We start from the raw sequence: 15099 nt of genomic DNA on the forward strand, positions 1-15099 counted from the left end.
ACGACGCCCTGTCGGACATGAAGGACAGCGCCGCAAATGCTGCGGCGTTCCTGAAGGCTTTGGCGCATGAGGGGCGCCTGATGATCCTATGTCATTTGGGCGAGGGCGAAAAATCGGTAAGTGAGCTTGAACGGCTGCTGGATACGCGGCAGGCGGCCGTCAGCCAGATGCTTGCGAGGTTACGCGGTGAAGGTCTGGTTTCGACCCGCCGCGAAGGGAAAACGATTTACTACTCGCTTCAGGACGGCAACACGGCGCAAGTGATCGGCCTGCTATACGATTTGTTCTGCAAACCCAAAAGCTGATCCACTTAGTTCGATACGTATCCCGCGATGACCTGCAACAGCTTGAACGCGGTCGCCGCGTCATTTTCGACAACGGCCAGAAACTCTTCTTCACCGATTCGCAGACAGGACAACTCCGTTTCGGCGATCATGCTCAGGGCGCGGGGTTCTTTTCGGATCAACCCCAGTTCACCGACCAACGCGCCCGCGCCGACCGTCGCGATAAGCTGATCCGGCCCGCCCGCCTGAGGCAGATACAGGCCCGCCTCTCCTTCCAGCACAACATACGCGCCGTCTGTTGGTTGATCGTCCTTCAGGAATACAACTTCACCCGGCTTCGCATCAAACCAGCGCGCACCAAAGGCCAAAAGGCGCAACTGACGTCGATCCAGACCCGAGAACAACGGCGTTTGCTCTAGCGCCCGCAGTTTACGCGCAAGGTCTGCCGAGGCTGCACTGTCTTCCTCCACGTCCGCCGGTCCCTCATCCGAAACAACCCGACCTTGCCTGATTTCGACAAACATGTCGAATACGTCGGGACTGTCGAACTGATCATTCAGATAGATGACAGTTGTATCAGGCAGCAATGAACGCAAGTTTTTATAAACCGCGACCTGCGTTGCCATGTCATAGCTTGCCAACGCGTTTTCCAGAATAAGAATGTCCGGCTTCTTGATTGTCGCGCGCGTAAAGGCCAGCGGTTCGGCAAATACTGCGGGTAAGTTCTGGCCACCCAAAGCAACCGGGACGTCATAAATCAGCTCGACCACCAAGGGGCGCGCACCGTTTTGATCCAGCACATCGACGATCAATTTGCGCACTTCGTCCGATCGTGCCCCACCGATCTGGCTGACCTTGCCGAACAGCGCATTCTCCATCACCGTCAGACCCGGCGCAAACGCCTCGGCATCCAGAGGGGCAAATACGTCGTGCAGCGTTTCCAGCAACTTGTGTGAGTGGCTGTGCCGCAATTCGAGGATGCGGTTCTTAAGCTCATCCGTAAACGCAGGCCCGATCTGTTCGGCGGATATGACAACGGGAACAGCCAGCAGATTGGCAAGCTGTTCGTCGTCCAGCCCGGACACACCTTCATCGCGGGTTCGCTCCAGCAATTCCACCGCGCTTTCGTAGGTCTGAACCTCAAGACCCAGCTTGCGGAACAAGGGGTGGTCGGTCCCGTCCAGACCAAAGATCTGGCGTAGCATATCGACCACGTCGCGCGTCAGGTTGACCAGCGTTTCATCCAGCCCCAATTCGCGCAGTTGCCCCAAAAAGACGGGCTGACGCGCCAAGAGGGCCTGCGTAACGGGCACACGAGGCGTAGCGAACAAAAGGTTCTCGGCAACTGGCAAAGCGGCATTATAGGCATCGCGGTCAAAAACCAGCGCCTGCTGTTCCAGCCCAGCATCGCGCACGGCTTGTTGGACGATCGGGCGCAGCTCGACTAGCTTTTGGGCCAGTTCGCGATGTTCATCAACGTCAAATGCCTGTTCTGATCCGCGTTGGAACAGGGCCGCGCCGGATCCCATCCCGTCAATCAGTTGCAGCCACCAGTCACGCAGCGCGTCCGCGGTCTCGACCCCGGCCAGCGACGGATCCAGCCATTCTACCTTAAACGGGTCACGACTGTTGCCAGCCCTTTGCGTTTCGGCAAAACCGGGGTCATCCGTCGTGGCCGACAGCGGTTTGAACCGCATGGGCATCATGACATTGTCACCCAGAGTTCCCTGAAACATGACCGGCCGGGACGAGGCGTACCCGATCCGGGTTGCCACAACGCTCTGATGCAGGCCAGACAGATTGTGACCCCCGATTTCGACGCGACCCGCACTGGGAAGGATTTCACGCGTCAGCAACTCAGCAATCGCACGGCGATCTTCTTCACTCGGGGCGGCAATGCCGATGGTTTTACCCCCCGGGAATGTCAGGTTCAGATCATCCAGAACCTGATTTCCATCCATATCCCGCACCGAGACATGATCCAGAACAACATCCGCGTTCAAATGCGGGCGCTCTTTTGGGTCGTCCTCGAACAGCTTTTCGTCCAGCATGCCGGGCGGCGCAAAACGATCTATCACGACGTCCCAGCGCAGAGACATATCCTGCGTCTGGTTGTAATACGTCAGCAGCTCTTTCCAGGGTGAGCTGAGATCCTTGTACGCAGCAAGCGCCGCGACAAGGGCACCCAGTGAAACCGACCCTTGCAGCACCAGCAAGCCGCCGACCAGATAGAACATGAACGGCGTGAGCTGAGAGATGAAGTTGTTTATGAACTTCATAAAGAACTTCTTCTGGTAAATCTCGAACCGAATCCCAAACAGACGCCCCAGTTGATCCGAGATCATGGCGCGGCGATACCGCCAGCCGCCATTGACCCGCAGCGTCGATGCCCCGGCCGCATTCTCGCCAATCTGGGCGGCAAGAACGCGCACTTCCTGAATACGGCGTTTGTTGAGCAGGTTAATCTGGCGCTGAAGTTTGGGGATCAGCCACGCCTGTACCGGGATCAGGGCAACAGCCGCCAACCCGAACCAGACGCTTTGCAGGAACAAGAAGGACAAGATTGTTATCATCTGCCCGGCCTGCAATACCGGCTGGCTGATCGCATCGCCCATCAAGCCGCCCATCGGCTCGCTTTCGGCGGTGACCATCGACACCATCTCGCCTTGACTGACCCGCTCGAAATATGGCTGGGGAAAGCGCAGGGCGCGGCTGATCAACTGATACCGGAACCGCCGCAACATGCGTTCGCTAAGCACGCCCTTCATCGTGTTTATGCGCATCTTCATCAAGCCATGCGCAAGCACGGCAGCCAGAAAGGCGAAACACAAGATGATCAGAAAGGTCGTCTGCGGCAGGCTGTAGCCAAGGACGTCAACAACAGGACTTGCCGCACCGATAGCGTCGTTGATGATCCGCTTCGGCAATTCCAACGTCAGGTAGAGTAGCGGAAACAGCGTCGAGGTGACGGCCAGAAGGATAAGCTGGTCGCGTTTCGAATACTTCCAAATAAACCGGAAAATAGTACGTTCTATGGAACCTGCCCCTGTTGCGGATCACTGATCCGATCCTGACATATGCGTCGCAAATCCAACTTGGTGATTTTACCGCAATCACATCAGAATACGCAAATAGTTTCCAATTTGATCAGATAATTGCCGACTGTGAACAAGTTCATTTGCGCAACAACAATTAAGCACATACTGTTGTCCGCAGGACGATATCGGGAGGTCTAATTTGCCTGCCAACTTAGGCGCTGTGTTTTTGATGCTCTGCTTGTTGCAGATCAAACACATGTTTGCGGACTATTATCTCCAAACGCCCAAGATGCTGGCGGGGCGTGGCGAGTATTTTCATCTCGGACGCGCTCAGCATGCCGCGGTGCATGTTGTGGGCTCTGTCTTGGTGTTTTTGATCTTTGGTGCGCCGTGGTCCTTCATCCTGATAATCGCCGCCTTGGAATGGATCGTCCATTTCAACATCGACTTTGCGAAAGCAAGCTATTCCGACAAGAAGCAGCTTATGCCGACACAGGCCGCGTTCTGGCGCGCCGCCGGGTTGGATCAGTGTCTGCACAACCTGACCTATGTGGCTATGGTTTGGGCCTGGGTAAAATTCGCGGCTTAGAAGACGCATTCAGCCACATGAATGGCCGCCAACTTTGCACAAGTTCACGACCTTGTATTCTGAGCACAATCTTGACTTGACCGGGCTAGCCCAGAACCGAAAAACTGCTTTCTTCGTTTATGGGTCGCTTTCGCGAGTAAAACCCCACATCAATCGAGCGTTTGATATACGGCAGTTCAAACTGTAACGGCTGGGCATCGTGATCCGCGCCACCCTCGCAATAGCCGATCAGGGCCGCCATCATCTTACCTGCAATCGGCGCGTTCTTGTATTGGTTCCCGCTGGTGCCGCAGGCCATGTAAAACCCCGGCAGGCTGGACTTGTCGTAGATCGGAATCCAGTCGGTAGACGCGTCATACAGGTCCACAACACCACGTGTCTTCGAAGGTATCCCAAGGCTGGGCACCCGCTGCGCGTAACGCATGGCCTGCGTCGTCCATTGATCCGTAAAGTCGTGGTTATAGTGAACGTCGTCCTCGCACCATTGATGCGGATCGCATTCGGGATCTTCCGAGCCGATCAGGATATGGTTGCCATGCTCGGGCCGGCAATACAGGGCAATGTCACTGTCGGACACGATTGTACCGTCATGTTCAAAATCGAAACCCTCGGGGGACGGGACGTGTACTACCTCCTGCCGTAAGGGGCGGGTTTCAATCGTCATGTCGTCCAGAACCCCGGCCATTTTGTTCACGATCGCGGAGCCCGGCCCTGCAACATTCACGACGACCTTGGCGCGGATCTCTTCGCCCGAGGCCAGTTTGACGCCCGCAACACGTCCGCCGTCTTTTAGTATCTCGACAACCTCGGCCCCGGTGCGCAGCTCGGCCCCGTGTTGCTTTGCCGCGTCCATCAGATTCTGGGCCGACAGCGCCGGGTCGGTAACATAGCCAGCCTGAGGCCAGAAAACCCCGCCTTGCATCTTGCGCCCGTTAGGCTGCCCGAACTCAGGATCGTCTTTTCGACGGGCCGGCGCGTAGCTTTCCAGCGAATACACAGGCAGGCGTTCCGTGATTTTTTCAGGCGACCATTCCTCGAACGGGCAATCCAGATCGGCGCTGTTCGCCATGTGCTTTTCCAACATCCCGTTGGCATCGGTTTTCATCACAAGACACCCGGTCTCGCGAAACTGCGCAAGGTTTGCATCCGTGGGCAAGCCCAGGTACGCGGCCCAATCCCGCCAATAGTGATACCCTTCCCACGCAAAGGCCGTGCCGTCAAAAGTCGAATAGTGCATCCGAATGATCGCACAGGACCCCGCGGTCGAGCCGTGGCCAACCTGACTATTTCGATCCAGGGATAGGGTTTTCCAGCCCGCTTTTGCCATCTCGAACGCGATGGCGGAACCGATCACTCCTGTTCCGATTATGATTGCGTCTGGTTGGCTCATGCTGGGTCTCCTTTCCAGTAGCGCATGGAATAGGCGCTGAATTCTTCGATTTCTTCAGGTCGTGGTTCGACCCCTGTAAAGACGTACAGATAATGCGGAACCATCGAGATCCGCACAGACATGGGTTCGTTCAGTTGCGCCAGATCGTAGCCGATCTGCATGTAATACAGCACACGGGCGCGGGTTTCGGCCTCGACCTCGGAATAGCCATAGCGGGCGAACATGGCGTGCAACGCCTTCAGCCGCCGCGCGTCAGACTGATCCAGCGCACGCCGTACCTTGCCCGACTTGCGTGCCCAATCGCGTACTGCGAAATCCAGCGCAGTATCGAACAAGTCGGTGTTCACCACACAGCGATGCACGTTGCACACCGCAGCCGTAACAGTCGCTGCCGGGGCCTCCGCCTGCGCGATCAGGGCTGCCGTGTTTGTGGCTTGCCATCGTTCGAGTAATGCATCCATCAACTCCTGACGCGACTTGAAATACCAGTAGAAGGACGAGCGGGACACAGCCATCCGTTCGGCCAGATTCAGTACTTTTATCTGATCCACACCATCGGAAATCAGAACGTCCATCGCCACGTTCAGCCAGTCGTCGCGCGTAACCTTGATATTGCCGACCAGAGGTTCGGCTTTAGGGTCATCTCGGTGGAGGATCGGTTTATTGCTCATTCAACTCTCCGGCGGTGCGCCGCCCTCTTCCGTGCGACGTGCAACGAAATTCCTCACAGCCTCAATCCGGTCACCGTCCTGTTTGGGTGGCTGGAAATTGGCTAGGATGTCCTTCCACACACCCGTAGCCCGGTGATTGGCGTCGACTGACCCGCGCTCAGTCCAGGTGCCAAAATTGGCATAGTCGTGAACGTGCGGCTCATAAAACGCGGTGTTGTAACGCTCCATCGTCTGACTGGTCGCAAAGAAGTGGCCGCTGGGTTCAACTTCGCTCAGTGCGGTGTCGAAACCGATCTCAGCCAGACCCGCCTGCGCCCCTGCGCAAAGTTCGGCCACCATGTTCAACACTTCGGCATCACAGACCAGCTTTTCGAAGGAAACGGTCAACCCGCCTTCCAGCCACCCGGCCGAATGAATGATCACCGTTGCCCCGGCCATCAAACACCCCCACAAACCGAACTGGTTTTCGTTCGCTGCCTGAACGTCATTGCTGTTGGAGGCCGACCCCGCAGCAGACCGCCACGGCAGGCCCAGATGCCGCGCCAACTGCCCCGCCGCCAGCGACGCCTGAAAATGCGAGGGCGTCCCGAACGCAGGCGCGCCGGATTTCATATCAACATTGCTTGTGAATGTCCCATAGCAGACTGGCGCACCGGGATTTACCAATTGGGTCAGCGCAATGGCGGACAGGGCTTCGGCATGGGACAATGTAATTGCCCCTGCCACAGTAATAGGTGCCATTGCCCCCATCAGCGTAAAGGGCGTGACAATCGACATCTGTCCGTGGCGGGCAAAATCTATCAGCCCCTGCGCCATTGGAACATCCAACGTCCGGGGGCTGTTGGTGTTGATGATCGTATAGCAGTGCGGGTTTGCGCGGAATGCGTCATCCGACAACCCGCGAGCGGTCGAAAGCATTTCAAAGCAATCCATCACCTGCGGTGTACCGCGCGAGAAAAAGAACGGAAACTTGTCCGTCAACTCCATCTGCGCCTGCGTGGTGAAATAGTGCCGCAAATGGGTTGGCACGTCCTGCGGTTCAACCTGGGGCGAGATCATCTGGAACACATCAAAATGATGGGTAAGCTTCAGGAACTCCAGATAGTCCTGCCCTGTTGCTGGACGGCGCCCCCGTTCAAGATCGGTCGCATTGGGGGCACCTGCCCCGGGTTGAAAGACCAGACTGCCCAGTTCCAGCGTAAAATCCCGGCGGCGAGCCCCTGCGCGACAGGCAATGGATTTTGGGGCCGAGGCTACAGCGGCCTCGACAATGTCGCGCCCGATAAAGACCATCTCGGTTTGCTCATCAACCTTGGCACCGGCTGCGGCGAAAATCCTTCTTGCCTCGGGCAGCAGGACCTTGATGCCCAACTCCTGCAACAAGCGCAGGGCGGTTTCATGCATGTCGGCGATCTGCTCTGCCGGGAAAACCTCCATCTGCGGGAACGGGTTCCTGAGTTGGCGGTAGTTCACATCACGCTTTGCGGCAGGTGGGGCTTCTGCGCCACGCCCACGCCGTCGCCTGCCGCGTTCCGAGGTTTGTGAGATCATCGTCAACCCCGCATCGCCTGGCCTTGCGGATCATAAGGCGACGGTGCAATCACCCTTGCCGGGCGCTCAACACCGACCACATGAACCGACAGATCAGTCCCCGGAGTTGCTTTGTCGCGGTCGACCAGTGCCATCGCCAGCGACTTGCCGGTGTAATGGCCATATCCGCCCGAGGTCACGAACCCGACCCGCTCACCATTGGCCCAGACGGGTTCATACCCGCTTGCGTCCGCATCCAGCGCATCAACCTCCAACGTGACCTGCACCTGCGCGGGGCCGTTGCCGTCGCGTTCGGCCAGTGCCGCATGTTTGCCGACAAATTCCTTGTCCCAGTCGATCCAGCGATCCATCCCCGTCATGCCGGGCGTGTAAAGCTGTGTGAACTCTGCCGACCAGATGCCAAAGCTCTTTTCAAGGCGGGTCGACAGCATGGCGTTAAAGCCGCATTCGCGAATGCCTTCGTCTGCCCCGGCTTCAAGCAACATCCGGCGCAGCTTGATGTGATCACCATAACGGCAGTTGATCTCATACCCTTTTTCACCGGTGACCGACATGCGCGCAACACGGGCGCGGACGAGGCCGATATCGAAATCCCCGCAGCCCATGAATTTTAGGCCCGAGATATCCTGCTCAGCCAATTTCTCGACCACGGCCTGCGATTTTGGGCCGACTACGGCAAACCCACAATATTCCTCGCCCAGATCGCGAACGGTCACACCGTCGATCATGTGGTCATCGAACCACCGCATATGCCAGGCGCGCAGGTAATAGCTGCCCATGATCCACCATGTCCCATCGCCCCAGTTCAGCACAGTCAGGTCACCCTTGAGCCGCCCGTTCTCGCCCAGCATCGGGGCCAGCTTTGCCCGTCCGGGCGCTGGCAGTTTCGAGGCCATCACTTTATCCAACCAGACCTGCGCGTTGGGGCCGCTGACCTCGAACCGCGAGAAACCACTGATATCCATCAGGCCCACGCCCTGGCGGATCACCTTGCATTCCTCGGCTACGATGTCATGCGCGTTCGATCGCTTCAGGGTTGGTGTTTCCTCGAACCCTTTGGGCGCGAAATAAAGCGGTACTTCAAGATCCCAACTGATGCCCCACTTGCAACCCGCCTCGGTCATCGCGTCATGCGCCGGAGCCATCTTCAACGGACGCCCCGCAGGCAGTTGTTCGTTCGGATAGGTCATCACGAAGCGGCGGGAATAGAACTGTCCGGTCGTTTCGCGGATATACCGCTTGTTCTGCGCGAAATCGCCAAAGCGGGCCACATCCATGGGCCACGCATCAGCCTCGGGCTCACCATGGATCATCCACTCAGCCAGCGTCTTACCGACGCCACCGCCTTGCAAGAAGCCTGCCATCACCGCGCAGGCTGACCAATAGCCACGCTTGCCCGGCACCGGCCCGACCAGAGGGTTCCCGTCCGGCGCAAAGGTAAACGCACCGTTGACCCACGTCTTGATGCCCACATTCTGGATCGACGGATAGCGTTCAAAGCCCAGTGTCAGCTCATTCTCGATCCGGTCAAGCTGCTCCTGAAACAGTTCTTCACCGTAATTCCACGGCGCGCCGTCCATGGCCCAGTGTTCGTGTTCCACCTCATAAATACCAACCAGAACGCCCTTCTGGTCCTGCCGCATATAGGTGAAGCCTTCCAGATCCACGGTCATCGGCATCTCAAAATCCGCCTGCGCGACCTCGGGGACCGTGTCGGTGATCAGATAATGGTGCTTGAGTGGTGAGACCGGCAGTTCGACCCCTGCCATGCGGCCCACCTGCTTGGCCCAGAGGCCGGCTGCGTTGACCACGTGCTCACAGGTGATTGTGCCCTTATCGGTCGCGACTTCCCAACCGTCGGCGGTCTGCGTCAGGCTTTCAACCTTGGTTTCTTCATAATATTCAGCACCGCGTTTCTTGGCTGCGGTCGCATAAGCCTGCACGGTGCCGGTCGTGTCGATATACCCTTCGCGATCCGCCCACATCGCGCCCAGCACACCATCAGTGGACATGATCGGGCAACGTCGCTGCGCCTCTTCCGGGGACAGCAACTCGCAATCGTCGATCCCAATGGATTGGAAGATGCGATAGTTCGCTTGCAGCCATTCCCACCGTTCCGGGGTGCCCGCCAAGGTCAGACCACCTGTCATGTGCAGGCCGATATTCTGGCCGGATTCTTTTTCGATCTCACTCAGCAGGTCAATGGTATAAGCCTGCAATGCTGCCATGTTCGGATCGGCGTTCAAGGCGTGAATACCGCCCGCCGCATGCCACGAGGACCCCGACGCAAGACGCCGCCGTTCCAGCATCACCACATCCGACCAGCCAAACTTGGCCAGATGATACAGAACCGAGGCACCCACGACGCCGCCCCCGATGACCACAACACGATACTGAGATTTCATCCTGCACTCCCCCGCATGACTCGCAGGGGACGCTAGACGCACTGTTCACCTCTGTCTAGACATTTCTGTACAGTTCTGATGGTTGAAATCTAGCAGGACCTGATCGGGTCTTTAAAGCTGGGCGCTGGGTCGCGACGCTATCTTGTCAAACCAGGCCAGAGTTGCCGCGTTTTCCTGAGGAATCTTCATTTTGATCACGCGTGCGAAATCAACGAATACGAATGTCGAAATATCCGCCAACGTAAACACTTCGCCCGCGACAAAATCGCTTTCGGCAAGCCTGGCTTCCAGAACATCGAAAAACCGCGCGACCCGCACTGTCGCGCGCTGCGCCAACTCGGGGATCTGGGCGTGGTTCACAGGTCCGGGTATCGCCCGACCTTCAAACGCAGGATGGGTATTGCGCAGCGCCTCGGCAATCGGCGCCCCGCCTTGTTGCTCGACGATACTGTTCCACATCAGAACCGCACCCTTTTCGTCCGGTGTCCGCCCCATCAAGGGCGGCTCGGGAAAGCGTGCTTCCAGATAAGCCGCGATTCCCAGATTCTCGGCCAACGTAGTCCCTTCGTCGGTTACAAGAACCGGAATGGTCGCGTTCGGATTGACGGCCCGAAATTCCTCGCTGAGTTGCTCGCCCTTGGCAATGGAGATGTCGCGGGTCTCAATCTCAAGCCCTTTTTCAGCGATGAACATCCGTGCACGGCGGGGGTTCGGAGCAGTAGAGCAATCATAAAACAGCATCAGAAAAATCCTTATAAGCCAGTTAGCGGCGATAAACGAAGCAGCGGCCTTCGACGGCCCCCGTCGGCAATGGCAATTCTGTCAGGGTTTCGAAATACATCCGGTCGCTCGATACCATCAGCCCCCCTTCCGCCAAAAGCGGCTCGATCAAAGGTGACACAAGACGCGCAAACGCATCGTTCTTTTCCCGGTTGTGACCGCCAAGATCAGCATGGATCACGCTGGCCGTTGCGCCAAAGCGATCCAGTGCCGCAGGAAGCGTTTCCCGCACATCCCCCAAAATCACCATGTCCTCTGGCGGGGTTGAATCAGGATGCGAGGCAACAGCACGCTCAAAAACATAGACGGGCCGATCTTTGATATACTGGACCATATGGTGATAGGTGCGACCATTGCCCAACCCCAGTTCGAACACAGGCCCCGCCATGCCTTTTGTCTGTGCAATGGCGTGGTCCAGACAGGCTCGCTGCGAAACCATACGGTCGATGAACAAATCGAGGCGGCTTTGGTCGTCAGGCACTGGGAAATCTCTCCTTGATATCTGTCGGTATGAAAGGTGGGGCCGACATCGCATTTGATGGCAAATCCTCAAGGCTTTGTGTAGGCAAATAGGCCTCGGATTCAAATTTTCGCGACATTTCAGCACAAGAACGGGTTTGACTAGTTGGGTCCAACCGCGCGAAACTGCTTCAAAAAACACGGGGAGTTGAACAAGCCGATGAAAACCCACGGCCAGACGGGTGGAAAACCCGCATGACTGCGTTGTTGTCTGTCCGAGACCTCAGCATCGGTTTCGGTGCGGGCGATTCTGTTGTCAAAGACGTCAACTTCGACGTCGAAGCCGGGCAGACACTTGCGCTGGTTGGAGAGTCGGGCTCGGGGAAAACGATCTCGTGCAGGGCGGCGCTACGCATCCTGCCGCGCACTGCACAAATTCGCAGCGGCACCATTACTCTGAATGATTCCAAGGGAATGGAAGACCTGACCCGGATCAGCGAACGCCAGATGAGGGATATCCGAGGCAACCGTGTTTCGATGATCTTTCAGGAGCCGATGCGTTCCCTGTCGCCCCTGCACAAGATCGGAAATCAGGTAAGCGAAGTCCTCTGGCTGCATCGCGGCGCGTCCGAAGCCCAGGCGCGCAAAGAAGTTCTGACACAGTTTGAACGAGTCGGGTTTCCCGATCCTCAGCGTGCGTATGATTCTTATCCGTTCGAACTGTCGGGCGGTATGCGGCAGCGCGCGATGATCGCGATGGCCATGGTTTCCAAGCCAGAGCTGCTGATTGCCGACGAACCCACGACCGCGTTAGACGTGACAACTCAGGCGCAGGTGCTGGGGCTGATCAAAGAGCTTCAGCGTGAAACCGGAATGGCGCTGATCCTCGTAACACACGATCTGGGCGTGGTTGCGAATATGGCAGAGCAGGTCGTTGTCATGCACAAGGGCCGCGTCATGGAATCCGGTGCGGCCGCACCTATCCTGACCGACCCGGCGCATCCATACACACAGCAGTTATTCAACGCGGCCCCGGAAATTCCCGACGAAGATTCGGTAGGCATCCCGATGCCTGACGAGGATTTGATCCTGCAACTGAAGGGCGTATCCAAGACATATACAATGCGTTCAAGCAAAGGGTGGCAGGGGGAACGGCTGATACATGCCTGCCGTGGTGTTGACCTGAATCTAGCACGCGGCAAGACACTGGCCATCGTGGGCGAAAGCGGCTCTGGCAAAACCACCGCCGCCCGCATAGCCTTGGGCGCGGAGCCACCCGATCCGGGTGGAGAGGTTCTTTTCCGCACGTCCCCGAACGAGGACCCGATAACCGTTCACCGGATGTCTCGCGCGCAACGCACCGCCTTTCAGCGCAAGGCGCAGATGGTGTTTCAGGACCCCTACAGCTCGCTCAGTCCGCGTATGCGCATTCAGGACGCCATGACCGAACCGCTGGAAATACACAACATCGGCTCGACTGCAGAACAAAGGGACAAGGCCGCCGAAATGCTGCAACGGGTCGGCTTGAACGCCGATATGCTGAAACGCTATCCGCACGCGTTTTCGGGTGGCCAGCGTCAGCGCCTGTCTATCGCACGCGCCATGATGCTGGACCCTCAACTCATCGTCTGCGACGAGCCGACTTCGGCGCTGGACGTGTCGGTTCAGGAACAAATCCTGACACTGTTGGAAAACCTGCAGGAAAGTCTGAACCTGTCGTATTTCTTCATCTCCCACGACCTGGCGGTCGTGGCGCGGATCGCCGACGAAGTCGCGGTGATGCGCCGGGGTCTGGTGGTTGAACAAGCCCCGCCCGAGACCCTGTTCTACAACCCCCGCCACCCCTACACCAAGGCGCTGATTGCCGCTCAGCCGGAACCCGACATCAACCGGCCCATTGACCTGAATTTGGTTGCTTTGGGCGCTGGTTCACCAGACAGTTGGGATGACGCCTTCCGATTTACCGACTCCGTGATACCTTCGCTGGTAGAGATGGAGCCCGGCCATAAGGTACGATGCCATGTTTAAGACCACTCGCCCCCTGTTACTGGCAGCCGCTTTTTCGGCCCTGTGTTCCCTGCCGACACTGGCCGCGACACCCACCCCAGTCGAAGGCCCCTTCTGGCAGTCTGAGGTCAGCGCGGGCAACCTACCCCCAATCGAGGAGCGGCTTCCGGCTGACCCCTTGGTCGTGGACCTTGCCGCGAAGGGGCGCGAATTTGGCACCCCGGGCGGCACCCTGCGCACGATGGTGACGCGTTCCAAGGACATTCGCCAGATGGTCGTTTACGGCTATGCCCGTTTGGTTGGATTTGACCAAAACTACGAGATTGTCCCGGACCTGCTCGCGTCATTTGAAAACGAAGGGAACCGCAAGTTCACGCTGCGCCTGCGAGAAGGTCATAAATGGTCGGACGGCTCGCCTTTCACGTCCGAGGACTTTCGGTACTGGTGGGAGGACGTTGCGAACAACGAACTACTCAGCCCGTCCGGGCCGCCCGACTTCCTGATTGTCGAGGGCAAGCCGCCAACCGTCAGCTTCCCGGACGAAACCACAGTCGTGTATGAATGGGACGATCCGAACCCCGACTTTCTGCAATCTCTGGCGCAGGCCCGCCCGCCCTTCATTTACCGGCCTTCAGAATTCCTCAAGCAATATCACGAGAAGTTCGCTGATGCCGATGAGCTGGCCTTTCAGGTCGAGGATGCCCGCGTCAAAAGCTGGGCCGCGCTGCACAACAAACTGGATAACCTGTATAAGTTCGACAATCACCAACTGCCCACGTTGCAGCCGTGGCTGAACGCAAGTTCCGGCAAGAAGATCCGGCACAATTTTGTCCGCAACCCTTATTATCACCGCATCGACAGCAAAGGCATGCAATTGCCCTATATCGACGTCGTCGAGATGGAAATCGTCGCCCCCGGACTGGTGGCCGCGAAAACAAACGCTGGCGAAACCGATCTGCAAGGGCGTGGGCTGGCGTTCCGCGACGCCTCGATCCTGAAAAAAGGTGAAACGGGCGGCGACTACAAAACCTTGCTATGGAAAACCGGAGTCGCGTCGCAGATTGCGATTTATCCCAACCTGAATTTTGCCGATGATGCGTGGCGCGAGGTTCTGCGCGACGTGCGCGTGCGCCGTGCCCTGTCGTTGGCCATCGACCGAAAGACGATCAATCAGGCGCTCTATTTCAAGCTGGCGCAGCCAGGGGCCATGTCTGTTCTGCCAGCCTCGCCGTTTTATGACGAAGAAAACGCAAAGGCTTGGGCCCAGTACGATATTGAGCAAGCCAACGCCCTGCTGGATGAGGCTGGCCTGACCGAGCGTGACAAGAACGGTATCCGACTGTTGCCCGATGGACGCCCGATGGAGCTGATCATTGAAACGGCAGGCGAACGGCAAGAAGTTGAGAACGCGCTGCAGATCGTTACCGACACGTGGCGTGAGATTGGCGTCGACCTTGTGATGCGCCCATTGGACAGGGATATCCTTCGCAACCGGGTATTTGCGGGGAACACGATGGCCTCGGTCTGGTTTGGTTGGGATGACGGAATTCCGCAGCTCCATACCTCACCGGCGTATCTGGCGCCGACCGATCAGGTGTTTCTGGCCTGGCCCAAATGGGGGCAGTACTATCAGACCGGAGGCGAAGCTGGTGAGCCGCCCGACATGCCCGAAGCACAGCGCCTGATGGAGCTGGCCCATGATTGGCAGATCGCCAAGACGGACGATGAGCGGCAGACCGCGTGGAACGAAATGCTGAAGATACACGCGGACCAGTTGTACGCGATCGGTATCCTGAACGGTGCGCCTCAGCCCATCGTTGTCTCGAACCGGCTGCGCAATGTGCCCGAGCAGGCAATGTGGGCATGGGAACCGGGTGCTCATTTTGGTATTCATCGTCCCGACGAGTTTTTCTTCGCCGACTGAC

At 57.8% G+C, this 15099-nt stretch carries 11 protein-coding genes; 4 read left to right on the forward strand and 7 right to left on the reverse strand.

Features of this window, described 5'->3' with window-relative positions; all coding sequences use genetic code 11:
* Window positions 1-17: 17 nt before the first annotated feature.
* A complete protein-coding gene (locus tag GOV87_RS04930; RefSeq protein WP_171122319.1) occupies window positions 18-305 on the forward strand; it encodes a helix-turn-helix transcriptional regulator in 288 nt (95 codons plus the stop codon).
* Window positions 306-310: 5 nt separating this feature from the next.
* On the opposite strand, the gene GOV87_RS04935 is transcribed toward GOV87_RS04930, so the two are convergent.
* Window positions 311-3307, reverse strand: a complete 2997-nt coding sequence (locus GOV87_RS04935; RefSeq protein WP_171211067.1) for an ABC transporter transmembrane domain-containing protein — start codon at window positions 3305-3307, stop codon at window positions 311-313.
* A 244-nt stretch (window positions 3308-3551) separates the two neighbouring features.
* Between GOV87_RS04935 and GOV87_RS04940 the strand changes: the two genes are divergently transcribed.
* Window positions 3552-3911 (forward strand): DUF3307 domain-containing protein, encoded by a 360-nt coding sequence (locus GOV87_RS04940; protein ID WP_171122314.1) that lies wholly within the window; start codon window positions 3552-3554, stop codon window positions 3909-3911.
* Between the two features lie 85 nt (window positions 3912-3996).
* Here GOV87_RS04940 and GOV87_RS04945 read toward each other — a convergent pair whose 3' ends face one another.
* The 6 genes from GOV87_RS04945 to GOV87_RS04970 form a co-directional block, all read right to left on the reverse strand.
* Window positions 3997-5301 carry an FAD-binding oxidoreductase gene (locus tag GOV87_RS04945; protein ID WP_171211016.1) on the reverse strand — a complete coding sequence of 435 codons (1305 nt, stop codon included), beginning with the start codon at window positions 5299-5301 and terminating at the stop codon, window positions 3997-3999.
* Window positions 5298-5972, reverse strand: a complete 675-nt coding sequence (locus GOV87_RS04950; protein WP_171211017.1) for a TetR/AcrR family transcriptional regulator — start codon at window positions 5970-5972, stop codon at window positions 5298-5300. The genes GOV87_RS04945 and GOV87_RS04950 overlap by 4 nt, the downstream gene beginning before the upstream one ends.
* Window positions 5973-7523, reverse strand: a complete 1551-nt coding sequence (locus tag GOV87_RS04955) for a trimethylamine methyltransferase family protein (protein ID WP_171211018.1) — start codon at window positions 7521-7523, stop codon at window positions 5973-5975. It abuts the gene before it with no gap.
* Window positions 7524-7525: 2 nt separating this feature from the next.
* Window positions 7526-9928 (reverse strand): FAD-dependent oxidoreductase, encoded by a 2403-nt coding sequence (locus tag GOV87_RS04960; protein WP_171211019.1) that lies wholly within the window; start codon window positions 9926-9928, stop codon window positions 7526-7528.
* Window positions 9929-10039: 111 nt separating this feature from the next.
* Window positions 10040-10669 carry a glutathione S-transferase family protein gene (locus GOV87_RS04965; protein WP_171211020.1) on the reverse strand — a complete coding sequence of 210 codons (630 nt, stop codon included), beginning with the start codon at window positions 10667-10669 and terminating at the stop codon, window positions 10040-10042.
* 22 nt (window positions 10670-10691) lie between these two features.
* A complete protein-coding gene (locus GOV87_RS04970; protein ID WP_371813460.1) occupies window positions 10692-11189 on the reverse strand; it encodes a class I SAM-dependent methyltransferase in 498 nt (165 codons plus the stop codon).
* A gap of 233 nt (window positions 11190-11422) precedes the next feature.
* Here GOV87_RS04970 and GOV87_RS04975 point away from each other — a divergent pair, with 233 nt between their 5' ends.
* Window positions 11423-13195: an ABC transporter ATP-binding protein gene (locus GOV87_RS04975; RefSeq protein ID WP_171211022.1), complete on the forward strand. Its 1773-nt coding sequence runs from the start codon at window positions 11423-11425 to the stop codon at window positions 13193-13195.
* Window positions 13188-15098 carry an ABC transporter substrate-binding protein gene (locus tag GOV87_RS04980; protein ID WP_171121749.1) on the forward strand — a complete coding sequence of 637 codons (1911 nt, stop codon included), beginning with the start codon at window positions 13188-13190 and terminating at the stop codon, window positions 15096-15098. Before GOV87_RS04975 ends, GOV87_RS04980 begins: the two co-directional genes overlap by 8 nt.
* Window position 15099 lies beyond the last annotated feature (1 nt).

The organism is Ruegeria sp. HKCCA5426 (assembly GCF_013034585.1).
Classification (GTDB): domain Bacteria; phylum Pseudomonadota; class Alphaproteobacteria; order Rhodobacterales; family Rhodobacteraceae; genus Ruegeria.